The sequence below is a fragment of the Ruegeria sp. AJ12 genome (assembly GCF_056536245.1).
This window is the reverse complement of record NZ_JBQFJJ010000001.1, coordinates 205,853-230,229: the sequence shown is the minus strand read 5'-3', so window position 1 is coordinate 230,229 and position 24,377 is coordinate 205,853. Positions and strand designations below refer to the sequence as shown.

Here is a 24,377-nt window from a genome sequence, read left to right as displayed (position 1 = left end):
CGTCATGTCGGACAGTTTGTTTTTTCTTCCTGATTCTGTCGTAATCCCCATTGCAGGAGAGGTGGCCGGATACCCAATCGGAAGGATCTTCTGCGTCGGCCGTAACTACGCGGCGCATGCGGCCGAAATGGGCCACGAGGTTGACCGCGAGGCACCGTTTTATTTCACCAAATCCGCCCCAAATGCGGTTCTGTCGGGTGCCACGGTGCCCTACCCACCGGGCACCGCGAATTATCACCACGAAATGGAACTGGCCGTCGCAATCGGGCAACCGGTGTTTCGTGCCACGCGGGTCGAGGCAGGAACCGCCGTCTTTGCATATGGCTGTGCGTTGGATATGACGCGACGCGATCTTCAAATTCGTGAGCGCAACAAACAGCGCCCTTGGGACTTGGGCAAGGATGTCGAGAACGGCGCGGTCTTTGCGCCCCTGACAAAAGCAGCGGGCTGGTCCCCGGACGACAACAAGCGTATCCATCTGAGCGTCAACGGCGAAACGCGGCAGGATGCGACACTCGGGGAACTGATCTGGAAGATCGACGAGATCATCTCTCATCTGTCCGGGTTTTATCACTTACGCCCAGGCGACCTTATTCTGACAGGTACGCCCGCGGGTGTTGGCCCGGTTGAGGCGGGCGATGTGATCACGGGCGGAATTGATGGCTTGGACCCGATCCAATTGACGTTGTCGGCGGCAGAGTAGACCCTATTTAGGGTCTTTCAGCCAATCCGCGGCAAACATGACCTCGTCCAGTTGGGCGAAGCGACGAACGCGGTCGAGTTCGGATTGCAGGCGCCGGGTGCGCGCGTCCGACCAGCGCACCCCACGTTCGGGCCAGAGCGCCCGGACACGCAATTCGCCGCTATCCCGGTGCGCCTTCATATCGATCCGACCGATCAGTTTGTCGCCCTCCAACAGTGGAAAGACATAGTAGCCGTATGTTCTTTTGGCTTCGGGGACAAAGACCTCGATCCGGTAGTGAAAGCCGAACAGTCTTTGCGCCCGATTACGGTCGCGAAGCATGGGATCGAAGGGGCTGAGCACCCTGATCCGCCCGGTCGGCGCGTCCAGAGTGTTAGCGAGATCAGGCAGCCCCGGGCGGGCCAGAACCTTACGGACCCGTCCGTCTGCGCAAGCGACTTCAATCTCTTCCAGCGCGCCGTCGTTCAGCGCGTTCGCGCACCAGTCTTTGGCTTCTGCAGGGCTGACCGTGTCCCAAAAAGCGGCCAGTTCGCCCGATGTTGCAAACCCCAACCGGTCCAACGCGGCGTTGCACAACCAATCCACTGTCATGTCCGCATCGCACGGGGTAGATCCCGGGCACAGATGCGTCTCGATCACGCGCTCGGTCAGGTCATAGCGTTTCTGAAATCCTTCCCGGCCAACGACGGTCAAAGCACCCGAGCGCCACAGAAACTCCAGCGCCGTTTTGGACGGGTGCCAATCCCACCATCCGCCCGAGCCTTTCTTTTCATCCTTGCCGACATCCGAGGAGGATACGGGGCCGTGATCCCGAACATGATCAAGCACGGTCGCGAACTGCTGCTCGAAGCCGTCCCGCCGCCAGTTCTTCCACCGGGTCTTCAGCAGATCTGCATCGCGCTGAAAGCGCAGATGCCAGTGCTGATAGAACTCCATGGGGATTACGGCCGCATCGTGGGTCCAGTGTTCGAACAGGGCCTTGTCACGTTCGTACAGACGCTTGAGGTTCTTGCTGCGATAGGTCGGCCTGCGTGAAAACAGGATCATATCGTGGGCACGAGCAACTGTGTTGATGCTGTCGAGCTGAACAAATCCAAGCCGATGGATCAACGCCAGCAACTCGTCTCCCTTGGCATTGCCTGACGGCGGCTCTGCCAGGGCATGGCGATCCATGAAAACGGCGCGCGCCGTCCGGTTGTCGAGCCGTTGCAGCGCCAAGGTCTCAGCGCCGTTTCAGCGTGTCGCCGTAGCTGATTTTCGGGGTCAGGGTGACGCGCGTTTCGATGTCTGCGTCGGGATCGTTCAGGCGTTCTGCGATGATCTTTGCAGCCTGGTGACCGATTTCCAGACGACAGGCATCCATGGTCGCCAGTTTGCGCGGCAGACCTTGCAGCAGCTCGACATTGTTGAACCCGGCCAGCCCGATCTGTCCGGGAATGTCGATGCCCTGCTCCAGCAGGTACAACAACCCACCGGCACCGATCATGTCGTTGGAGTAATACAGAAAATCCAGATCCGGCGACCGCTCCAGCATGGCCTGCGTCATCTCACGCCCTTTGGCCAGCGCAGAGCCGCCGGAATAGAACTCGCGATCTTCGATTTCGATCCCGTGCTTACCAAGTACCTCGGTGAACCCCTCGAACCGTTTCCGCGCGCGGTGATCCAATGGCATTTTTGTGCCCATGAACCCGATATGCTCATATCCCGCTTTCAGGATCGCCTGCGCCATTTCGCGGCCCGCACGACGATGCGAAATACCCACCATCGCATCCACCGGTTTGCCATCGGTATCCATGATCTCGACCACGGGAATTCCGGCGGAATCCAGCATGGCGCGCGCCGCCTCCGTATGCTCCAGACCCGCGATGATCACACCCGACGGGCGCCACGAGAGCATCTCGTACAGCACCTTCTCTTCCTTTTCCGGCAGATAGTCGGTGACCCCGACCACAGGCTGCAACTCGGTGTCTTCCAGAACCTGATTGACGCCGGTCAGGACCTCGGGGAACACCATGTTCGACAGGGACGGAATGATGACCGCGACCAGGTTCACCCGGCTGGACGCGAGCGCGCCAGCGATCTTGTTGGGCACATATCCCAACTCTTTCGCGGCGGCCAAAACACGGGTGCGGGTGGCATCTGACACATCGCCCCGATTGCGCAGGACCCGACTGACCGTCATCTCGGACACTCCTGACGCCTCAGAGACATCGCGGAGGGTAAGCGGGCGTTTGGTTTCAGTGTTCACGAGAGGGCACCTGCATCGTTGTTTTGCCCGATGGTAGCGTGAACAGGGTGATCTGTACAACTGTTGTGCAAAGGTCATGACAACCCGGAAAAAGCCCCTTAATTACCGAAGACACACTGAAGTTTGGGCAAAGGCAAAGACCTGATAAGGCCGGATGCGGAGTGTCCAGCCGCATCTGGCCCGACTTGGATTGCAACAATTAGGTGATCTGTGCTGTTCTCTTCCGGCAACGAGGAATCAGCAATAAATGCCTTTAAATCTAGCATTTATGCCTACTCGGACGGTTGTTTGTCCCGACGGTTCGCGGCACGTAATACAAAACAATATCGAAATCTATTTTCCTCTTTCGGTTTCGGAAAACAGCGCCAAAGTCGACGCAGAACTGAAAATTCCTGATGCGGTAGAAGGTAAGGCGCTACCGAAATGAAAAATGCAATAAAAAGCGTGATGGTTTCTATGTCATTGCCAACTTGTTTGCGCGTTCTGAACTGGTTACCGCTCACGCATGAAGATACCGTTCGAAATGCCACGCCTGAAGGGCTTTCGTTTTCCGCGAGAGATCATCGCCTATGCCGTCTGGGTCTACCATCGCTTTGCGCTTAGCACTGCGGATGTTGAAGAGCTGCTCGCGGAACGCGGTGTGACGGTCAGCCGGGAAACGATCCGGCAATGGGTCAACCGCTTTGGCGACCATTTCGCGAATTGCATCAGGCGAGATCGGCCAGCCGCGGCCGACAAATGGCATTTGGACGAAGTGGTCATCCCGATCAACGGTCGGAAATGCCGGCTCTGGCGGGCTGTGGAGGGCTGTGGAGGGCTGTGGAGGGTTCCCATATCTCGTAGCGATCATGGATTGGTACAGCCGCAAAGTCTTGGCGTGGCGACTGTCGAACAGCATGGACGCGGGTTTTTGCGTCGAGGCTCTGAAAGAGGCTTTAGCCAACCACGGTACACCAGAGATCTTCAACAGCGACCAAGGTGGCCAGTTCACCAGCGGCGCGTGGATCGGCGTGCTGGTCGATGCAAAGTTCAACATCAGCATGGACGGCAAAGGCGCATGGCGCGACAATCGAATGATTGAGCGGCTGTGGCGGTCGCTGAAGTATGAATGCGTCTATCTGAACGCCTTGGAAACGGGTTCTGAAATGCGGGCGGGCATCAGCAAATGGCTGACCTACTACAATTCCAAACAGCCCCACTCGACGCACGGCATATTGGCCCCCGATGAAGCATATGCCAGCAAAACTGAGCCAATGAGAATAGCTGCCTAAATGAAATCCTGATCCATCTTAACAAGGCTGCAAACTGGTCTAAAACCTAGGACCATCTCTTTCAAAGCCCCATTGGCATACGACCGCCAAAACGGTTATCGAACTCCGCAAACGTCTGTAATTTTTGACTTTTTAGCGGATTTCACATCGAAATGTGAAATGGTGCCAGGAGAGGTCTCTATTTAGTGAATTAACATATTGAGAATAATACACAAAATGCCGTATGGTTTTCCCCGGTACCCCAAACGGCACCCCCCAGGCACACATCTATTACGAGGTTCGAGTGTAGAACGATGACCCACATTCGGTCCATTTTGGGTCTTGACGGAACATAAAATAACCTCGTCATCTCCCTGGAGATGTCTGAGTTTGAACGGATTATGACTACTTAAAGTAGATTTGAAAAAGATGTTTGATCGCTAAGGTTTATTTGCTAGGCAAAACAATAGGATATTTGACCCGGAGTGAGGCATTGATTCGAGTTGCTTTGGCCGCCGTGATTGCCACGGCTGGTGTGTTCAACCCTATTGGCGTGAACGCCCAAGTGGAAGACGGTTATCGGGATGCCACGGCGCCTGCGGTGACCTTTACCAACGATGTCTTGTCTGACGGCAGCTTCAAATACTCGGTTCCGATTGAGGTGCCTGCGTTCCGGGGATTGGAGCCCGGGTTTGCGCTTCGATATGTTTCCAGTTTCAATGGTCGGGGCACACCGGATGCGGTGTTGGGCGCGGGATGGCGCCTGAGTGCGCTGTCCTCCATTGACCGTGTATCACTGGGCGGGGTATCCCGACATACAGAGACGCGGATGATGTGTATCGCCTGGATGGTCAGGATCTTCTGCTGTGCGATGATGCGCAGGCAACCGATGTGTTGGTCGCGGATTACCCGCCGCAACGCAAGACCAACGCCGAGAGCGCCAGCTGTTCCTCGGGTGGGCATTTTGTCACCTACAATGACAATTACCTGAAGATCCGCCGGGACGGGACCGGGTTTGTGGTCTTCCGCCGGGATGGGACCCAACTCCGGTACCAGAATATGCAGGTGCTGAGTGGTATTCAGACGACGGCGGGTACGGATGCGGACAAGGTGCTCAGCCACAGCCGCTACCTTCTGGAGACAGTGGCCGATGTGTCGGGGAACCTTGTCCGGTATGCCTATGACTTTGCCCCGCAGGCGCAAGCCTATGCGCCCCGGCTGACCAAAATCTCTTATGAGTTGCCGGACGCGACCGTGATCTACGCGATCCGGCTGAGATATGATGAACTGGCCGGGGATGTGACCTGGCCGAGCTATGCCACGGGCACAGCCCTGATCGGTGAACAGCAGCACCGGCTGGCGGGCATTCAGGTGTATGAGGGCGACGAGACGACCCCGATCCGCGCCTATCAGCTGGATTACACGGTTGCGGCGCAGACGCGGATCAGCCTGCTGGCCTCGGTCGCGCAATACGGCACGGATTTTACCGTGGGTGCGGCGGGTGTGCTGGAAGGTACAGAGCTGGCCCAGCCCCACAGCTTCAGCTATTCGCCTGACGCGCTCGAATTCACCCGCGTCACAGGCGGGTCGAACGTGTTTGCGTTTCCCATGTCAGTGCTCGACCTCGACCAGAACGGCAAACAGGAAATCCTCGTAAGAACCGGGACCTACAACAAATCCATCCGGGCCTACCAGTTCGATGCTGATCGCAATATCACCAACACCGCCATCCCAGGCGGCCTCGCTAACCTATATGAGAATAACTATGCGACTAGAAACAATACAATATTGAAGTTTTCCCGCCATGATCCCGTATCCGGTCAAACATTTTATTATTACCGTGAACGCCAACGCGAGAGAGTAGGTGATCGCGGTGACTACCGGTACGTAATGAAGACAACAAAGCGTGCGATCAGGGGCATTACCCCAGGAACCCCTGATGCCACGATACCGGCCGGACACAACGCAAAGCTGTTCGGAAATTTTGATTACGATGCGGGCTTAGAAGCAACCTCTGGCTACTACCTGTATCAGTTGTCGGCGGGCGGTCATTTGGCTTCGGCCAGAGCTCTGGGCAATCTGGGGGCGTTGATCTCATCTGCTGATATTGATGGCGACGGGCAGGACGAGATTTTTGGCAGCAATAGCGAAAATGATGCGAACTGGATTTACCGCGACCCGATCGCGTCGGTAGGATTAGCGAGCCACACAAGAAGCAATCCGGTCAGGTACCGGTACACAGTTCACAAGCAGCTGGGCTTTGGGGACGTGAACGGCGACGGTGCCCAAGACCTCGTGGTTATTCAGCCAACTCTTAACAGCTCAAACCGTGGAAGAATAGTTGTCCACCTCTCGGAAGGTAAATCTTTCCAAGTGAATGGCAGCGATTGGTTCCGGTTTCAAAGCTCCAACGTCTTTACGGACGCGACCGCGCAGGTGCGGGACATGAATGGCGATGGGCTTGCAGATGTCGTGGTGACAAGAAAGTGCACTTGGTCTTCGGCACACTGTTCGGTAAATAAGTATCAATCTCTGGTGTTTCTCTCGACGGGAAAGTCGTTTGTGGAGCTACCCGTCGGCACCATTGCCTCCTCCGGTAATCCTGTTGGAACGAAGCGTGGCGTTGTTGTTGATGTTGACGGGGACGGGATTGGGGACATTGTGGGCAAGGAGGGGAATTCGCACCTGTTTGGGGTGTCGGGGTTCAAGAACCTTCTGTCGTCCGTGTCCGAGCCGTTGGGTGGTGAACTGTCGGTGGAATATCTGCCGTCTGGGCATTTCAACGACAACCGGGTGCCGCGGTCTTATCCGGTTGTCAGCCGGCTGACGCGCTCTGACGGGGCAGGGGGTGCGGAGCGTGTTACGGATTATTCCTATGTCAGCAATCGCTTTGACTATGAGCGGCGCCAGACGCTGGGCTTCCGGACGATCACGGCAACCCTGCCTGCGATCGAGGGGGAGGCAGTCAGGCCGCAGCTGATAACCACCTACATGCAGAACTATGCCAACGGGCGATCGAGCTCGGGTTATAAAGGCAGGTCAAGTCCCGCACACTGGTGCGGGATGGTGTGACCTGGCGGCAGGAGATCAATGACTGGACGGAGCTGGATCTGGACCGCAAGCCGCAGCGCGCCTGGAAGACGCGCGCGACCGAGAAGGTTCTTGATGGAGGCACCCTGACCGAACGGACCATGGAATATACCATGAACCTGTATGGCGCGCCGATGGCCATTGCGGATCTGGGCTACGCGGGAACCGAAGATGATCGTACGACGTGGTTTTCCTATACGCCGAACCCGGACAGCTATGTCGTCAACAGGGCGTCACAAAAAGCGGTCAATGCGGGCTCCGCGCCATCAACCGATCCGTCAAACTGGCTGTCTGCGGAATTCTACCTCTATGATGGGGAGGCAGCGCCTGGCCTGACGGCTCCGGTCAAAGGCCAACTGACAGAGTTGCGCCGGATGCGCAGAGACGCCCAGAGCACGGTTTATCACCAGACTGTCGGGGCGTTCACCTATGATGGTTTTGGCAACGTTTTGTCCGAGACCGATGCGAAGGGCCGGACGGCAACATTCACCTATGATGCCCAGAAACATCTGCTTCTGACCAGTGCAACAAATGCGGCGGGTCATACGGCAAGCACGCAGTGGCACCATGGCTGTCAGGCGCCGCTCACAGAGACGGATGCCAATGGTCTGGTCACGACAACCACTCTGGACCTGCATTGCCGGGGCATCCGCAAACAGGGCCCGAACGGGTATGAGGTGAACTGGACATACAATGTCTTTGGGGACCCGGCCGCGCAATATGTCGAGACCCGTGCGGCATCGGCCTCTGCCGTCGGCGCGACCTCGGATACCGTATCCCGGCAGTATTTTGACGGGTTTGGTCAGGTCTACAAGGAAACCACCAGCGGTGCGACAAGCCAGATCGAGGATGCGATCGTCACGCTCAATCACTATGACACACGTGGGAATGTAGCCTGGACGAGCATACCGCTGTCCTGGGCGGACGCTGCGGACAACAGTGCGGACAGCAATCAGCGAACCGGCTTTTTATACGACACCCTGGGACGGGTTCTGCAGGTCACCGCTGCGGACGGAACCTATTCTGAGCGCAGCTATGGCCGGACCGATCCTTTTGCCTCGTACGGCACCGGTCAGAATGGGTCTTTCCCGTTTGTCGATCAGAAAGACGCGCAGTGCTTTGACAATGATACCGCAACGATCTGCGGCTGGACGCGCGCGGTGTTGGATGCGCGTGGAAACACGATCCGAACCGGGGTGCGCAATGGCACCACGGCACCGGAAACATCCTTGTTCGACGAAACCGATTTTGCCCATGATCTTCTTGACCGGCTGACCGGTGTGAGAGACCCCGGAGGTGCGGAATGGGCTTATACCTATGACGCTGTTGGCAATCGGCTGACCGCTGATGATCCCGGCCTTGGGCTGTGGACCCTGTCTTACGACGCCACCGACAACCTGATCTCTCAGATCGACGCGAAGGGGCAGACGATTGCCTATACCTATGATCAACTGGATCGGGTGCAGACCAAAACCGTCAGCGGCCCGGGTCTGAGCAGCATCACAACCCAGCACAGCTATGACCAGCCCAGGGGCGGGTTCTACAATATCGGCATGCTCACGGGCGTCTCGATCGCCGGTACCCATGCGATCGAATACGACTACAACATTCAGGGCCTGCTGGCAGAAGAGCGGCACGAGATCGATGGCCGCACGTATCAGCTGCAAACCGAGTATGCCGCCAACGGCGCTCCGCTTCGGCGTACGCTGCCGGATACACCCGGGGCGACAACAACCAACTGGACCGAGGCGTTCGCATATGACGCAGCGAACCGGCTGACCGGGTTTGGCCCGCATATCACAACCGTTCTCTATGACCTGCGCAGCAACCCTGTGGAGATCGTCTATGGCAACGGCCTGCGGTCGGTCAGTGAGTTCTCGCGCAGCCGGGGCTGGATGGACCGGACCGAGCTGCGCGACACCTCCGGTCTGGCCATGTCCAAAACGCAGTATGTCCGGTCGGCCACAGGCCGGGTGGCCCAGCAGTGGACTCTCCAGGACGCGGGCAATCTGGATTATGCCTACGACTATGCCGGCCGCCTGACCACGGTCACCAACCGCAGCAACGTGACCGCGTTCGATCAGACCTTTACCTATGACACCGCGGGCAACATGCGCTCGAACAGTCATCTGGGGGTCTACGACTATCTGCCGGGTACCCACCGCCCTACCAGTGTTGCGGGTCAGAGCCTGACTTATGACCCCAATGGCAACATGCTTCAGGGCCTGCACGGCAAGGGGATGAGCTATGATGGCGAGAACCGCCCGCTGAGCGTCACCTATGCCGGCGCGACCACCTCTTATGTCTATGGCGCCGATGGCGCGCGACTGAAACGGATCGACCGGACCGGGCGTCCGGACGAGATGGTCACCGTCACCTTCGGCGATGTCGAGATCCGCAACTTCGGACAGGGCACTGCGGAAGAGATCGTGACCTACCCGCATCCGGATGTGCGGCTGGTCAACGGCGTGGCCAGCTACATGCACCGCGACCAGCTGAACTCGGTCCGCATGATCGCCGGCTCCGACGGGGCCGAGGACAAGCGCACCATCTACCACCCGTTCGGCACCGCCCGGGACTGGATCTCGGACCTGGTCGCCGCGCCCGAGACCAAGGGCTATATCGGCGAGCGCTTTGATGCCGGCGCAGGCCTGCAATACCTCAACGCAAGATACTACGACCCCGAACTTGCCCTCTTCATCCAGCCAGACTGGTTCGAAGTCACACAACAAGGCGTCGGGACAAACAGGTACTCCTATTCCTTCAACGATCCCATCAACCTCTCAGACCCATCAGGAAATGCCATCGACCGCGCAGGCTCGCTGCGCTCAGACAGTCTCGACGAAGGGGGAGAGGGAAGAGACGGGAACACAAATGGCGGAAACGCGAACGGTGTGAATGCCAACGGCGAAAACGCAGGTACAAACGAGTCCGCATTCGCCAAAGATGACGAAGAATATGAACTCGCTCAGGACGGTATTGACTTGATGAAGCGGTTGGCGTTGGGAGGGCGTCTTCAGTACGTTGGCGGTGGCAGCGGGCGTTATCGGCCCAACAACCTTCCTGAAGGAGGAGTGCAAGCTGCAACAACAGGATCACTAAAATCCAGTACCGCACCAGGCGCGGTAACAGCTAAACCGGCGTCAGTCATAAAACCGAGAGGGACGGGGCAATTTTTTTCAAAGTTGATCCCTTCGAACTGGAAAAGTAAGCCAAATCGTAAGGGGGAAGGTACAAGATGGAGCGATCCATCTAATCCTGGAAATGGCGTGAGATTTGACAAAGGGAACCCTAGTCATAGTTTGCCAAGTCAGCAAGTTGATCACGTTCTGGTTCGACACAACGGACAAGTTATCGGAAGAGACGGAAAACCGATTTCGGGTAGCATTAAAAACAACGCTACAAGCGCTCATATACCAAAATCGGAATATGATACCTGGAAAAGCTGGAATAAACCATGACAGATATTCAATATGAGAATATGCGTAACGAACTCATGGATTATATTTTGGAACTAGCTTCACCTGAGCTACAGAGAACTAGTTGGGGCGTCGTAGGTGAACCCACAAGCACATTCGACTATTCCGTGCATTTTCTGTTTGACGATACAGAACTTGCGAGCGCACCGCATTCTTGTATCGGCATTTTACTCAAGAACTCAAAGGAGGCAGATGCGATCAACACACTGACTTGTGAAATAGAGAACCTGTTCAAACTGTATGGCACTGAATTAGAAGACAAAGATTACATATCAAAACCAGAATGGGCGAGCGTTGTTAGGTCTGCAAAGTATGCTCTTATTGAGATGCAAAAGAGTTGAGAAATATTTGAGCGACGCTCCTTGCTTGTGTCTCACAGAGATTAGAAATGTCAGTCTAAGCTTCTTACTATGCACACAATCCCGAATTACACTGAGAGCTTCGCTCGCAACTGCCGCACACCCCCATCCGTGATCTCCAACCGCTGCCCCAACACCCCACGTAACACATCCTGCACCACATATTTCGGCACCCCCAAATCCGTCAGCCGCGTCACCGCCCCCTCGGGCGTATTCGTATGCAGCGTCGACAACACCATCCGCCCCACCAGCGCCGCCCGACAGGCAATCTCGGCTGTCTCTTGATCCCGGATCTCCCCCACCATCAGCACATTCGGATCCTGACGCAAAAAAGCCCGCAACGTACGTGCAAATGTCAAACCAATCTCCTCATGAACCTGAACCTGCTCGACGCCAGGCAGGTTGTACTCAATCGGATCCTCCACGGTCAGGATCTTGCGCCCTTCTTCATTCAAATGCGCCAGCGCGGTGTACAGCGTTGTCGTTTTGCCGGACCCGGTGGGACCCGTAACCAAAAACAACCCGTTTGGCTGCTCAATGATCTGAATGACCAGCCGCGTCGTTTCAGCATCAAACCCCAGTTTATCCCAACCCAGACGCAAAGCGTTCGGGTCAAGTACACGGCACACGATGCTTTCACCAAAGCTGGTCGGAACAGATGAAACTCGAAAATCCACTTTGCGGCCTGCAATTGTCGATGTGATACGACCATCCTGCGGAAGTCTGCGCTCTGACACATTCATGCCGGAAATCACTTTTAGTCGTGCAAGAATGGAAGCAACGCTGAGTGATCTGTCCACCGTGTGATTGCGAAGAATCCCGTTCACCCGCAGCCGAACTCGGATACCTTCTTCCTGAGCCTCGAAGTGCATGTCCGACGCACCCACGGCCACTGCCTCGTTGAACACTTCCCCCACAAAGCGAATAACGGGCCCATCGGCCTCACCGCGCCTCAGCTGCTCTTGGTCCGCTTGCAGACGTTCTTCCGATATCACAGGAGATTCATGCGTGCCCTCAAGCCTCGAGAGTAAGTCTCTGATTGTGCGGGTCGACGCCACGACGAACTGCTGCGGACTGTTGAGAAAGAACGATACTTCGGTTCGCAACGCGTCATTGGATGGATCGCAAGTTAGTACTTGCTGCTTTCCTTGGCTGTCCAACAAAGGTGCCACGAGATTGGACTGGCAATACTGTAGGGTGAGCGTGTCAACGGCGGCTTCGTGCAAACTGTGCTCTGAAGGGTCGCTCAGAAACTGAATTTGCAGAACCCGGGCAACGACTTTTAGGACAGTTTCTTCATCGACCAATCCCAACTTCAGAACTGCACGATCAATCGGAATCCCTTCGCTTTTTGAGATAGCCTCAGCCCGAATAGCGCCATTTTGGTTTAGGAAGTGCTCGGCGAGCAGAGTCTCAATCAATGACTGCGACGATAACTGTTTCTGGGTCGCCAAAGGCATATCAGGCCTCGATGGTTGTTGCGCTATAGGTTGAGTGTGGGTTAAAGTCTTGGCGTATAAATTGAAAGCAAACAACCCCATGCAGGCAGGGAAGTTCCATCAGATTCAATGGATGGTCGGGCAGGCTTATCGAAGTCTACCAGGTTGGCTGACATTGCCGGGATTTACTAGAACTTGGTCAAGTAAGCTCAACGTAACATCCCTTTATGGATTTGAAAGCGAGATTCGTCCGGGCGAGTTGATGGACATTGAACTGGATCAGAGTTTATTGCTCCGTAAACAGCTTAGCGTACCAAAGACGGTGCGTTCAGACTTGAATAAGGTTGTGAACCTAAGAATGCGCCAGGTGCTCCCCGATGGCGGGAGGGACTTGGTCTGGGTTTTCAGAGAGGAAGGAAGAGACAAATCTGAAATGCAAGTGGGAGTGTATCTCGCAAAAAAAGAGACACTCGTAGCAATCGAACGTTCAGTCGCTCTACAGAATGCAACCGTTAGAACCATCGGCCTGGCAGGCTCGCCAAATGCTGGCTTCTTTGTTGATCGCAGGATCGCCGTTGATAGGGCGAGACGCCTTTGGGATTCTGTTTTCTTTTTGCTCGTGTTGGTTGTTGTCTTCATTTCCTTATTGCAAGGATACAACGACAGGGATGAGTTGAGACAACAGACATCGGCGCTTACTCTCAGAAAAGCCGAACTCAACGAAAAAGCCACCGCGTTAAGAGCCCAACTCGATACAGAGGAGTCGCGATTGTCCACAATCTCTGATGATGTGGATTTGTTTCTTTCTGAGTACCAACGGCTCCCCATCATCCTTGAACTGAGTGAACATCTCGACGAAAGAACGTGGATATCAGAGCTTGTTTTCAGCCATCAAAAACTAGTTCTTTCGGGCTTCACAAACGACGAAGTAACAGACGTTATTGAAGTACTGCGGGAGGTTTCATGGGTGGATCGTGTCGAGCTTGATGGTCCCGTGGTCTTTGACTCCTTTTCCCGACGAAACAGGTTTGACATTGCAATCTCTCTGGTTCCGTTTGGGGAGCAACTGAATTGAAAAACCTTCAGCCCATCCTTGCACGTTTCTTGGTCATAGGTTTGTTGACAGGTATTTTGATCCAGAGCCAACTGGCGTTCAGATCCGAGAAAGTCGAATTGCTGCAGGGAATATCAAAACTCCGCGACGACATCCACGGATTAGAGACTCGGGTAGAACAGTTTTCGAACAACGCTCGAAACGTCACATTCCCAAATCAGTTGGTCTGGAGAGAGGCTTCGAAAAGCGCGGCAGAATTCCAGTTGCAGGAGACGACCGTCAGCGCCGCAGTACAATCAGGGCTGAAGGTGGTTAACTTGGCCAGATCTCCAACTTTAAGTGAGACTGAATTTCAGTCAGTTTCGCTTACAATTGAAGTAGAAGGGCTCCTAGCAAACGCACTTTCTTTTCTGGCTGAATTGGAGAGTGTCGATCCCAGAGTTGCCATTTCAACGCTTAGAATCAAACCAAGCCAACGCCTTTCGGCAACTGACGTTGGTACAATGGTTTTCATGCAAGTCAGCATTTGGTCCTACTGGAGCGACAGTGCATGAGAAAGGCAAGGCTTTTGCTGCCGCCGCTTTCAGTTTGGTTGATGGCTGTATTGTTATTGTTGCTTGCTATTCGAGAGCCGATCAGTGTGGCGGATCGAGTCAAGCAAGAGCCTGATCGAGGTTACAACCGCTCGGACACCCTGAATGAGCGCGAGTATGCCTTCTTCTTTCCAGAGCCGACGAACTATGCCGATGGTATTGAGGAAGCCCGCCGCAAGCCACTATTCTCGGAAGAACGGAGTCTTCCTAAAGTAGAAGATGAAACTCCATCACATGTACATGAAGTGGAAGAGGCGGTCGTCAGGGAGGCTGTTGTCGAGGCTGCTGAGGCGGGATTGATGCCTGATGCACCTGATTTGGAATTTCGTGGTTATTTGTCAACAGGATATCAAACTAGTGTGTTGTTATTCGTTGAACAAACTATGGAGGAGATGTGGGTTGCCGTTGGGGATCGAATTCTCGATTGGGATGTTGTATTTGTGTCAAAAACCGCGGTTCGATTGGAGCGCGAAACGCACGAAATTGTTGTGCAAAGAGACCGCTGACTCTATCAAAACGGGAAAACTGAGGTTCCAATGCGAGGCAGTCTACTCCTACTTTCATTTGTCGTGGTTGTTCTCAGCGCGTGCACCGAGACAACCACAATTAGTTCAGGCGTGTTTGGTGAGGATGTCACAGTTGAAAGAAACTCCTTCGTAAACCGGTTTGGTGGCACCAGCAGTGAATCCACGTCACGAGCGCAATCAGGTGCCATGGCGCGAGGAAATGATCAGTTTGTTAACCCACGCCGCGCTGCGAATTCGCGATCTTCCAAGGCAATTGTGGTACCGCGTGGTGGAGAAATGGTCGAGATCTCACTTGTCAACGCCGACGTAAATGCGGCTGCCGAGGCAGTTTTGGGAGACGCTCTCAACCAAAACTTCGTTGTAAGTGAAGAAGTTGGTGGAACGATTACGCTGCAATCAACAGGGCCAATACCCAAAGACGCACTACTAGAGCTTTTTGAAGCTGCGTTGTCCGCTAACGGCGCTCGCTTGGAAAGGCAGGGTGACGTTGTAAAGGTTGTTAAAGGCACATCTGGCAACAAGGCATTTAAGTTAGCCACTGAAGGTGATTTGAGTGGATCAAACATCATTGTTGCACGCCTTGAGTATATCTCTTCGAGTCAGATGGTTAACCTTCTGGAACCGCTAATCACCGAAGGGTTAACAGCAGTTGCCGATAAGCGCCGAAACTTAATACTACTGTCCGGATCTCCCTCGCAGCTGGAGGCGGGGTTGGACGCCCTAAATCTCTTTGATGTGGACGTTCTGGCCGGAAAGTCAGTCGCGTTGGTTGAGTTGAATTCTGCCGACCCGGATGCGATTGCTCAGGAGTTGAAGCTGATCTTTGAAACAGAAGAAGGGGGAAACTTGGAGGGCGTAGTAGAGTTCATACCAAACAACCGGTTGGGATCTTTATTGATAATTTCAAATCGATCCAGATACATACCCGCCGCAAAAAGATGGATCGCCGAGCTTGATCGAACTGCGAGTGGGTCCAACAAATTTATCCAGATATATGAACTACAAAACAGAAGTGCAGTTGATGTTGCACCGATCTTGAACGACCTGCTCATCGACGGTGTTTCGACGAGCGAGGGGGGGCAAGGTACAGAGGTCGGTTCGGTGGGTTCCCGGGTTGCGGCAGACAAAGCACGAAATGCTCTTCTCGTCCGCGCAAATCGGCGAGAGCATCGTGAAATCCGAAATCTAATTGGCGAAATCGATAGCAGTCCCCAGCAAGTCATGCTGGAAGCCACCATCGCTGAAGTGAGGTTGAACGATGAATTAGATTTGGGTGTTCGTTGGTTCTTTGAAAGTGGAAACTTCAATTATACTTTTTCAGATGCCCAAAACGGTGGCACAGGGCCAACGTTTCCAGGTTTTTCGGCGGTGTTTGGTACGGGAGGTGCGAGCGCGGCGCTTAGTGCACTCTCGGGAGTGACTGATGTCAAAGTGATCTCATCCCCAACACTGATGGTACTCGACAACGAAGAAGCCGTTTTGCAGATTGGGGATCAGGTTCCCATCGCAACACAAACATCAACCGACAATTCTACAAACGACGCTCCAACCATAACAAACATCGAGTATCGCGATACGGGTGTAATCTTGACGGTCACTCCAAACATCAGCCGCAACGGAAGGGTTGTACTGGATGTTGTTCAAGAAATCAGTAGCGTCGCCGAGGAGCAGACCTCCGGAATAGACTCGCCGACAATTCGCCAAAGGAAAGTGGCAACAAATGTTATGCTAAGCGATGGTGCTACACTTGCCCTGGGAGGTTTGGTTCAATCTTCAGATACAAAAACTGTCACCAAAGTACCGGGCTTGGGTGATGCCCCTGTTGTAGGCGCACTGTTTCGAAGGACAGAAAGCAACAAACAGCGTTCGGAACTTTTGGTACTCATTCGTCCCCGTGTCGTCCACACTGCAACCGACGCCCGAACCGCAACCGAGTATTGGCGATCAAAGTTGTCTGGAGCGAATTCAATCCTGAAATCTGGCCTCGGATCTCCAAAGCACACTGTAAGTGACGTTTTGGATTAGCGCTCTGATATGCCACTGTTTTCGTTCACAGGAGTTGACCGTTCCGGAGATAGCGAAAGCGGAACGATCAACGCAAGTAGTGAAAAACTTGCATTTGAGACACTCCAGTCTCGCGGAATAACTGTATTTGACCTTTCCCAGAAAAATTCGACCGATCTACCCGTGGAGCCGTGGTACAGCCGGGACATTTCGTTAACCGGAAGTGAATTATCGTATGAAGATCAAGCGGTAGTCGCTGATTTGCTAGCGGCACTATTTGGCGCCAGGATTACGATTTCCGAAATTCTTCAAATCATGATTTTGTCCGCGGAGAAACCCAAGATCAAAAGTCACTTCGAGCGAGTTGAACAGCAGGTATCAGAGGGGGTTAGCTTTTCGGAAGCATTTAGTTCGGCAAACAAGGACTTTTCACCCATTTTTGTCTCATTTTTGCGTGTCGGTGACACAGCGAATTCCCTGCCTTATTTGTTGAGTGAACTTTCGAAGTTTTTCAAGAACCAGAATGCGGTAAGACAACGAGTAATCTCTGCCTTGATCTACCCCGCAATACTGGTGTTGATGGCCTGTGCACTCGTCTTAATGGTCGTTCTATACTTGGCACCAAGTATTGAGCCTATCTTTTCTTCAGTTGGGAAAGACGTGCCAGACATTTTAGGAATGCTTCTTGCAGCAAACTTTTTCTTGAAGGGGCAATGGGTTCTAATCCTTTCCTCCATAGCCTTATTTGCTGCGGTTGTCTTGGTGTGTTTGCATGTACCTACGTTGAAGTCGAGGATAGTTGGGCTTCGCTACCAATTCCCTTTCCTTGGACCAGTCTTCTACCTTTCGGACCTATCAAGACTTTCGCGGGCAACTGGCCTTCTTTTATCATCAGGTCGAACGCTTCCAGACGCCCTTAGAGTTGCTGAGCGCACAATGAGACTATCTGGCAGCTTGAGTTCGCTTTTTGAGGACGCCGCTGAAGCCGTGGAGTCCGGCTTGGTTGCGGCGGACGTCTTTGATGAAGACACGAAGATGCCGCCATCCTTCAAAGAATTGTTTCGCATAGGAGAGCGCACAAACAATTTGCCTTCGACACTCGCCGCCCTGTCCGATTTTCTGTCTTCCCAATTGGATAGAAAGACTCAACGTTTTCTTAGCCTGCTGACTCCACTTCTTACGCTCGTTCTCGGGCTTGGAATTGGGTTTTTGGTTTATACGTTAATGGGTGCAGTTCTGGAGGTTAATGAGATTGCCTTCTAGGTCAGCTAGGGTCGCTACAAGGGGCTTTACGTTACTTGAAAGCATCGTTTCAGTCGCGCTACTGGGGTTGATTTTGGCGACGACTTACACTGTATCTTTCCAGCTTTCTCGAAAACAAGCCGAAGCAAGAGCCGAGTATGAGTTGTTGGCCATGGCCCGGGCCGTACTCGATGAGTACACAGCAACTTACCCTCTGATGCAAATGTCCGGAACCTACAAGAACCACTGGGAATGGCGCGTTTCAGAGTCAGTTCAGTCCACCGTGGAGTCAACGCGGCACAACGATCATTTTGAATTTGTTCGAATTACTGCTGAAGTAAGACAAATAGGCTTGGAAGAATGGGAACTAGAAGAATTCACTGTTGTCGCACGGCGCAGGGGCAACTGATGGATCGTAGTCCCACCGCCGGTGTAACGCAGCTGGAAGTGTTGCTTGCCGTTGCAGTAATGGGAATAATCGCAGTGCTGGCGGCAAATACGTTGAGTTTCAGTGGAAGAGCCGTTCATCAGTTTCAGTGGCTATTCGGAAAGACCGGTGAATTGACGGCACGGCGAATGCTGAAGAATTGGGCGGAAGAGATTCCATTCGAACCCGGCGGCAACCAATCGGTGTTTTTCTTCGAAGGCGACAACACAAGGTTTAAATTTGGAACCTTAACGTCCGCAGCAGGGTTTTGGGACGGGGCTCCGACGCACGTCCTAGTAGAGTTGAAACCCGTCGCAGGTACCAACTCTCTATCGGTGCAACTTAGTGGTCAGCTCCCCAGTGATCAGAGACAAGTTGAAACGTCTTGGGAACTTGCTCGATCAATTGGTGCGTTAGAAATCAGCTATTTTCGGCGCAAATCCAATGGATATGGCGGACGTTGGTCAAACACTTGGCCAGACAAAACAGTTCTTCCCGACCTTGTAAAAGTCGAGTGGTTAAATGAGGATGGAATTTCATCCCCCCCACTTACTCTTCATCCAGGAAAGTCAGACCGTCACAGATATATGTCACTGTCTTCGCTCGTGCCGCCAGAATGACCATCGCGGCCAAGCGTATACAGGTCAAATGCACCTTCTTTCCCGGGACTACGGTAGTAGTAAATCCGCCCCCATGGGTCTTGGATATCTTCCCGGTTGTCGACGTAAGGACCTCTCCAATTCGGAGTCTCCGAAGGTTGAACCAAGAGTGCTTGTAGCCCCTCCGCTTCCGAAGGATATCTGCCTACGTCAATGTAGAAGAGTTGCAGTGCTCCTTGGACACTGTTCATTTGGATCTCTGCAGCTTTCGATTTTGCCCGCCCGAAATTGTCCATGAGTCGAGGCGCGGCGAGCCCGACAACCAGCGCAATTATCGCTAGTACGACCATAACCTCCAGAATTGAGATGCCTCGGGTGTTCTTACGTATGAGTTGTGGGTCAGTGTGTTGAGATTTCATAAGAAAACAGGATCCAAAAAGCTAAGGACAAAAACTGCATAGGCGATAAACGGGCCAAATGGAATGCCTTGTCGTGCCTTCGGGTTACGAATTCTCGACACCGCAATGCTCAACATGCCACCCAGACTTGAAAGTAGAACGAAGTCAGCCAATTGCGCCGGACCAAGTAAAATCGTTCCGGCTCCAAACAGCTTTGCGTCTCCAATTCCAAGCCCCTCACTATGAAACCGACGAAAGTACACTGAACCGGCAAGCCAAAAAATAGCGGCAACGGCTACACCTGTTACAACATGGAGAAATAGGTTTTGTGGCTCTAGAAGCCAAACAAAGGTGGTGCTAACTAGACTTACAAATAGAGTTGCTGAATCTGGGATCTCGTAAGTCAAAAGGTCATTGACAGATATCCAAATCAGAAGCGGTCCCAGTGCAGCACTTAGCGCAAAAACGAACCAATCTCCCGGTATCCAAAGAAACCAAAATGTCGCACTATAAATTAGTGAAAAACTTGCGAATAACTTCATCGTAATACTCAAATCGGAAAGCGTTCTCGTGATTGGATTGAAGCCAAAACGGCGAAATAAAAAGGGCGGCATAGTCTTCCTGGCGACCCTGATCTCGCTAATGCTGGTTGTGAGTGTCACGGCACTACTTCAAACTTTGGCGGTGAGCAACCTAAAGGTGTTAAGCCGCCTTAGCGAAGCTGAGCGTCAAGACCTGATGGAGGATGCGGTGAGAGAGCTGGCCAGACCGATTATTGCAGACGCAATGTTGAGCGTGAACAAAACAAGTGGCTTGACGCTCGATAGTTTGGTTCACTCAGTGGAACTTGACGGACAAGCTGTTGAAGTAGTTGTGCAAGATGTAAATGGTGTTTTGGATGTTTCTAGATCTACCGAAAGCCAGTTTATCCGGTACCTTCCTCCCGATTTGAGTAGGGTCGCAGTTCAAATACAAGAAGATGGACTGGTGGATAAGCCATTGCGTCAAAGATTTGCGATCGCAGGTGGAAGTCTCCAGGGTTACCCTGACCTTGAGCATTGGATCACCAATCGGTCAACTAGCACTCAGATGAACACTGGCAATTTGCCAGTTCACTACGTCGACGTTTCCGGAGACTCAAAGGACAACAGTTTGATTTACCAGACAGATACAATTGTGTTTTCGGTACGTGTTCCTTTTGAGTAGCGTTCTGGCCGGCGCGTTTCAGAACTCAATTAAGTGTTAGTTCAAGGATATGTTTGTTGGTGGTTACGATGGGTTTTGTTGCACAAATCGGTTTGAGGATTCACTCCATGAATCCAGCGTGATAGCCGGGAATCATGAGCAGTTGGGCCCAAACGAAGTACAAGACCCAGACCTGTCTGACGTTGAAAGTGGTGTTTGGCTTGCCGCTGCGGCAAACTACAGGTTTCGTCGGGAGCCTGTTGCGGCTGGTTGGTTTGGACTGGGCAGTGCCCGATTTCAGCACCTTTTGCCGCCGTCAAAAGACACTGAACGTGAGCCTGCCGTATCGCGGTGGAACCGGCTCGCTGAACCTTCTCGTCGACAGTAAAGGCATCAAGGCCGAGGGTGCCGTATGACCCGCCGCATTTGTTGCACTGGTCAGAAGCAGATGTTTCTGGGCATCATAGGTGAATGTTGCCGTCCGGCCCTTCGCATCGGTCTCGGACAAAACGTTGCCAAAACCATCATAGGTGAACGCCCCGACAGTCTGGTGATAAACCGTGCTCTGGGCGTCTCTGCGCATCCGGCGCAACTCTGTCAGTTGGCCTTTGACCGGAGCCGTCAGGCCAGGCGCTGCCTCCCCATCATAGAGGTAGAATTCCGCAGACAGCCAGTTTGACGGATCGGTTGATGGCGCGGAGCCCGCATTGACCGCTTTTTGTGACGCCCTGTTGACGACATAGCTGTCCGGGTTCGGCGTATAGGAAAACCACGTCGTACGATCATCTTCGGTTCCCGCGTAGCCCAGATCCGCAATGGCCATCGGCGCGCCATACAGGTTCATGGTATATTCCATGGTCCGTTCGGTCAGGGTGCCTCCATCAAGAACCTTCTCGGTCGCGCGCGTCTTCCAGGCGCGCTGCGGCTTGCGGTCCAGATCCAGCTCCGTCCAGTCATTGATCTCCTGCCGCCAGGTCACACCATCCCGCACCAGTGTGCGGGACTTGACCTGCCTTTATAACCCGAGCTCGATCGCCCGTTGGCATAGTTCTGCATGTAGGTGGTTATCAGCTGCGGCCTGACTGCCTCCCCCTCGATCGCAGGCAGGGTTGCCGTGATCGTCCGGAAGCCCAGCGTCTGGCGCCGCTCATAGTCAAAGCGATTGCTGACATAGGAATAATCCGTAACACGCTCCGCACCCCTGCCCCGTCAGAGCGCGTCAGCCGGCTGACAACCGGATAAGACCGCGGCACCCGGTTGTCGTTGAAATGCCCAGACGGCAGATATTCCACCGACAGTTCACCACCCAACGGCTCGGACACGGACGACAGAAGGTTCTTGAACCCCGACACCCCAAACAGGTGCGAATTCCCCTCCTTGCCCACAATGTCCCCAATCCCGTCCCCGTCAACATCAACAACAACGCCACGCTTCGTTCCAACAGGATTACCGGAGGAGGCAACCTCGCCCGGCGAGACTGCGACAAACTTGGCTCCAGCAGACAGGTAAACAGTGGACCTGAACCGGGTTCTGACACATGTGGCGCTGTCGGTATCGCACCTATCCGACAACACGACATCAGACAAACCGTCCCCATTCATATCGCCGGTTTGAATCCCGACGCTGGTGTGACTCCCAACATACTCAACCGGGGCAAACCATTCCCTGCCCTGAAGCTCGCAAGAAGCTGTGTCCCGCCCTCTACAAGGCGCACGCCAAGACCAATTACGTGTTGGACCGGATGACCCTCGCTTCGCGCACTCTGGGTAAGAAGCGCGACAGCATCAACAGTTATAAGCTGGCCGATCAGCAAGCCGCTAACGACGCCCTAAGCAAGCTGCACGGCCTTGCCCGTGCCTAACAGCATCGCCGCGCGGGGCTCCTTGCGCCTTGCGCGGTTGATCTGCAGGAGCCAATGCCCTGTGGAGGGGCCGACGAAGCGTTCGGTAACGGCTTCCCGGTTTTGTCGGCCTCAACAAATCGTATTAGCGTTAGGTTACTCAGCGCTCAGAAGCCAACCGCTTCTCTTTCTTGAGAAATACGGCAAGGTAGTCCTCAAGTTCCTCAAGTCCGTCCAGCGATATGCTTTCTGGAAATAGAAAGACAACGTCACCTTCTGAAACGGGAAACACAGCCTTCCTTTGACCCGTTTGGGGTTCAACGTCGGCTGCAGGTCCAGTTGGCGCAACTGGCGGCGGTGGAGCAAATCCACTGCGCGTCGCTGGCAACACATCACTAGCGATCACTTCTGACTCGGGCACCCAGCCCACCGCTTGGATGTCTTCCGGTGGCCCCTGAACTTTGTAGTAGTAGGAACCATCCTCGTGCTGGTCGATAGATGTTACCTTGCGTGGTGCTGTCCATTGAAGCTGACCACCGCTTTCCCAATTGATCAGGGCACCTTCAGAGAATTTTGGGGTTGCTGAAGTGTCTCCCTCGCCACTGATGTCATCTTCGCGACCATCATCATACTGTTGATCGCTAGGTTCTGCATCGGCGTTGGACAGCCCCGCATACTCAATAGTATTGTCGTAAACCTTCAGGAAGGTGTTGGCTGCGCTGTCAGTGAACGCGTGATTCAACACAAGCTCATCAAGGCAAACGGGGTCGGGCGGTCGGTCTGCGCCCCAAATTGTCCAAAATTTCTGAAACTGCTTTGGCTCTAGAGCTGCCTCCCGCAGAACTCCATCCTTGATTTGCTGTTGTTGCGCGCGCAGGTAAGTTCGCGCACGTTCTGTCAAAGACGCGGTCCGATCTTTTGCGGTCCCACTATACTCTATAAAGCCAAATGCCTTAAGGGCAGCAAGTAACTGGGCGGCTTGACTGCTTCCGTCTTTTAGTCCCCACGCCAATCCAGACTTTGCGGCTGGTGCAGGGTGTCGTCCGAATGTTTGCTCGAAGGCTTCGAGACGCTTGACCGCTTCAGACAATGCGATGAACGGGAAGGACGGGCTCCGTTCTTTCTTTGGTTTCTCTGTCATCAGGTGCCTCCTTGGCTTGCCATCATAATGGCGACGGCAGATCAATACGTCAAGTGATACATCAATAAAATTTTACGGCTGTATCGATTTCACTGTTGACGATGGGCCGGTCGCGACCTAAATTGGATGGAAACATGATAAGGAATCGAGCATGGCAAGAAGAGGCTTTCCCCGGCGGGGCACCACCCGGGCTTCGGTCTGACCGTAAGGGGAAACAAGAAAGCCGACCCAAGCGGATCGACTTTCGTGGTGGTATTCATCGGGGCGTGGCCCTGTCAGAACCCAACTGTTGCAAGTTCATATCTGACATGCGCCGCGCCCTTTTTCAAGGGAAACCCACTCTTACAGGAGACTAGGGCATGAAGGGCGATGTATTCGTGAACGCTTACGAGCGTGTTCGTTTCGGTCGTGTCGAGCATGTCTGCGCCCACTGGCGCAGCCTTCCGACGTAGATCGTACTGCTGATTGGGCGCTGCCACGCCAAGCGATAGCGGTTTAGCAGCGGGACATGTATGAAACCTGACTGGGTGGCCTGCGGGTCACCCATTTTTTTGGAGTAACAGTTTATGGCTTGGATCAGGGTATTGACCAGTTGACCAACCGTGGCGCAAAAGGCACAACCTCCAATGCGTATGGATTGCAATTCTTGCTACCCCATGCGCTACCCCGAGCAAGTATGCTCAACCCATGAAATCAGATTTACCCATGTAAATCAAATAGATGGCCCCGTGGCTCAACTGGATAGAGCAGCCCCCTCCTAAGGGGCAGGTTGCAGGTTCGAATCCTGCCGGGGTCGCCA

19 protein-coding genes, 1 tRNA gene and 3 pseudogenes are annotated in these 24,377 nt (G+C 53.8%); 16 read left to right on the top strand and 7 right to left on the bottom strand.

Features of this window, described 5'->3' with window-relative positions; translation table 11 throughout:
- Positions 1-4 precede the first annotated feature (4 nt).
- Entirely contained in the window at positions 5-703 is a 699-nt protein-coding gene (locus tag ACR3E0_RS01180; RefSeq protein WP_480475373.1) for a fumarylacetoacetate hydrolase family protein, read from the top strand.
- Between the two features lie 3 nt (positions 704-706).
- Here ACR3E0_RS01180 and ACR3E0_RS01175 read toward each other — a convergent pair whose 3' ends face one another.
- Both ACR3E0_RS01175 and ACR3E0_RS01170 read right to left on the bottom strand, forming a co-directional pair.
- Complete coding sequence (locus tag ACR3E0_RS01175) at positions 707-1,921, bottom strand: winged helix-turn-helix domain-containing protein (protein ID WP_480475371.1); 1,215 nt, start codon at positions 1,919-1,921, stop codon at positions 707-709.
- A 4-nt stretch (positions 1,922-1,925) separates the two neighbouring features.
- Positions 1,926-2,951, bottom strand: a complete 1,026-nt coding sequence (locus tag ACR3E0_RS01170) for a LacI family DNA-binding transcriptional regulator (RefSeq protein ID WP_480475369.1) — start codon at positions 2,949-2,951, stop codon at positions 1,926-1,928.
- Positions 2,952-3,456: 505 nt separating this feature from the next.
- Between ACR3E0_RS01170 and ACR3E0_RS01165 the strand changes: the two are divergent.
- The 5 genes and pseudogenes from ACR3E0_RS01165 to ACR3E0_RS01145 form a co-directional block, all read left to right on the top strand.
- A pseudogene (locus ACR3E0_RS01165) lies at positions 3,457-3,765 on the top strand (IS6 family transposase); the annotation flags it as partial.
- Positions 3,766-3,775: 10 nt separating this feature from the next.
- A pseudogene (locus ACR3E0_RS01160) lies at positions 3,776-4,222 on the top strand (transposase); the annotation flags it as partial.
- A gap of 813 nt (positions 4,223-5,035) precedes the next feature.
- Positions 5,036-7,273 (top strand): FG-GAP-like repeat-containing protein, encoded by a 2,238-nt coding sequence (locus ACR3E0_RS01155; protein WP_480475367.1) that lies wholly within the window; start codon positions 5,036-5,038, stop codon positions 7,271-7,273.
- A complete protein-coding gene (locus tag ACR3E0_RS01150) occupies positions 7,270-10,752 on the top strand; it encodes an RHS repeat domain-containing protein (protein ID WP_480475365.1) in 3,483 nt (1,160 codons plus the stop codon). Before ACR3E0_RS01155 ends, ACR3E0_RS01150 begins: the two co-directional genes overlap by 4 nt.
- Positions 10,749-11,111, top strand: a complete 363-nt coding sequence (locus ACR3E0_RS01145) for an SCO4402 family protein (protein WP_480475363.1) — start codon at positions 10,749-10,751, stop codon at positions 11,109-11,111. Before ACR3E0_RS01150 ends, ACR3E0_RS01145 begins: the two co-directional genes overlap by 4 nt.
- 86 nt (positions 11,112-11,197) lie before the next feature.
- Here ACR3E0_RS01145 and ACR3E0_RS01140 read toward each other — a convergent pair whose 3' ends face one another.
- Positions 11,198-12,589, bottom strand: coding sequence for a GspE/PulE family protein (locus tag ACR3E0_RS01140; protein WP_480475361.1), 1,392 nt, complete (start codon positions 12,587-12,589; stop codon positions 11,198-11,200).
- Positions 12,590-12,638: 49 nt separating this feature from the next.
- Here ACR3E0_RS01140 and ACR3E0_RS01135 point away from each other — a divergent pair, with 49 nt between their 5' ends.
- From ACR3E0_RS01135 to ACR3E0_RS01105, 7 genes are all read left to right on the top strand, one after another.
- On the top strand, positions 12,639-13,643 hold the full coding sequence (locus ACR3E0_RS01135; protein ID WP_480475359.1) for a PilN domain-containing protein: 1,005 nt from the start codon (positions 12,639-12,641) through the stop codon (positions 13,641-13,643).
- Positions 13,640-14,176, top strand: a complete 537-nt coding sequence (locus ACR3E0_RS01130; protein ID WP_480475357.1) for a GspMb/PilO family protein — start codon at positions 13,640-13,642, stop codon at positions 14,174-14,176. The genes ACR3E0_RS01135 and ACR3E0_RS01130 overlap by 4 nt, the downstream gene beginning before the upstream one ends.
- Entirely contained in the window at positions 14,173-14,721 is a 549-nt protein-coding gene (locus ACR3E0_RS01125) for a hypothetical protein (RefSeq protein WP_480475355.1), read from the top strand. Before ACR3E0_RS01130 ends, ACR3E0_RS01125 begins: the two co-directional genes overlap by 4 nt.
- A 111-nt stretch (positions 14,722-14,832) precedes the next feature.
- On the top strand, positions 14,833-16,767 hold the full coding sequence (gene gspD, locus ACR3E0_RS01120) for a type II secretion system secretin GspD (RefSeq protein ID WP_480475353.1): 1,935 nt from the start codon (positions 14,833-14,835) through the stop codon (positions 16,765-16,767).
- A 9-nt stretch (positions 16,768-16,776) separates the two neighbouring features.
- Positions 16,777-18,009: a type II secretion system F family protein gene (locus ACR3E0_RS01115; protein WP_480475351.1), complete on the top strand. Its 1,233-nt coding sequence runs from the start codon at positions 16,777-16,779 to the stop codon at positions 18,007-18,009.
- The gene (locus ACR3E0_RS01110) at positions 17,993-18,397 is read left to right on the top strand and encodes a type II secretion system protein (RefSeq protein ID WP_480475349.1); all 405 of its coding nucleotides are present in this window, start codon (positions 17,993-17,995) and stop codon (positions 18,395-18,397) included. The genes ACR3E0_RS01115 and ACR3E0_RS01110 overlap by 17 nt, the downstream gene beginning before the upstream one ends.
- The gene (locus ACR3E0_RS01105; protein WP_480475347.1) at positions 18,397-19,035 is read left to right on the top strand and encodes a PulJ/GspJ family protein; all 639 of its coding nucleotides are present in this window, start codon (positions 18,397-18,399) and stop codon (positions 19,033-19,035) included. Before ACR3E0_RS01110 ends, ACR3E0_RS01105 begins: the two co-directional genes overlap by 1 nt.
- Here the strand turns inward: ACR3E0_RS01105 and gspG are convergent.
- Together gspG and ACR3E0_RS01095 are read right to left on the bottom strand one after the other, a co-directional pair.
- On the bottom strand, positions 18,993-19,433 hold the full coding sequence (gene gspG / locus ACR3E0_RS01100; protein ID WP_480475345.1) for a type II secretion system major pseudopilin GspG: 441 nt from the start codon (positions 19,431-19,433) through the stop codon (positions 18,993-18,995). The two genes, ACR3E0_RS01105 and gspG, sit on opposite strands and share 43 nt — an antisense overlap.
- Positions 19,430-19,954: a prepilin peptidase gene (locus tag ACR3E0_RS01095; protein ID WP_480475343.1), complete on the bottom strand. Its 525-nt coding sequence runs from the start codon at positions 19,952-19,954 to the stop codon at positions 19,430-19,432. The genes gspG and ACR3E0_RS01095 overlap by 4 nt, the downstream gene beginning before the upstream one ends.
- A gap of 28 nt (positions 19,955-19,982) precedes the next feature.
- Here ACR3E0_RS01095 and ACR3E0_RS01090 point away from each other — a divergent pair, with 28 nt between their 5' ends.
- Together ACR3E0_RS01090 and ACR3E0_RS01085 are read left to right on the top strand one after the other, a co-directional pair.
- Positions 19,983-20,618: a hypothetical protein gene (locus ACR3E0_RS01090; RefSeq protein WP_480475341.1), complete on the top strand. Its 636-nt coding sequence runs from the start codon at positions 19,983-19,985 to the stop codon at positions 20,616-20,618.
- 167 nt (positions 20,619-20,785) lie between these two features.
- Positions 20,786-21,004, top strand: a pseudogene (locus ACR3E0_RS01085) (transposase); the annotation flags it as partial.
- On the opposite strand, the gene ACR3E0_RS01080 reads toward ACR3E0_RS01085, so the two are convergent.
- The gene (locus ACR3E0_RS01080; protein ID WP_480475339.1) at positions 20,914-21,576 is read right to left on the bottom strand and encodes an RHS repeat domain-containing protein; all 663 of its coding nucleotides are present in this window, start codon (positions 21,574-21,576) and stop codon (positions 20,914-20,916) included. The pseudogene ACR3E0_RS01085 and the gene ACR3E0_RS01080 overlap by 91 nt on opposite strands.
- A gap of 1,021 nt (positions 21,577-22,597) precedes the next feature.
- Positions 22,598-23,578: a hypothetical protein gene (locus ACR3E0_RS01075; protein WP_480475337.1), complete on the bottom strand. Its 981-nt coding sequence runs from the start codon at positions 23,576-23,578 to the stop codon at positions 22,598-22,600.
- Positions 23,579-24,300: 722 nt separating this feature from the next.
- On the opposite strand from ACR3E0_RS01075, the gene ACR3E0_RS01070 reads away from it, so the two are divergent.
- Positions 24,301-24,377: transfer RNA gene (locus ACR3E0_RS01070), tRNA-Arg, on the top strand.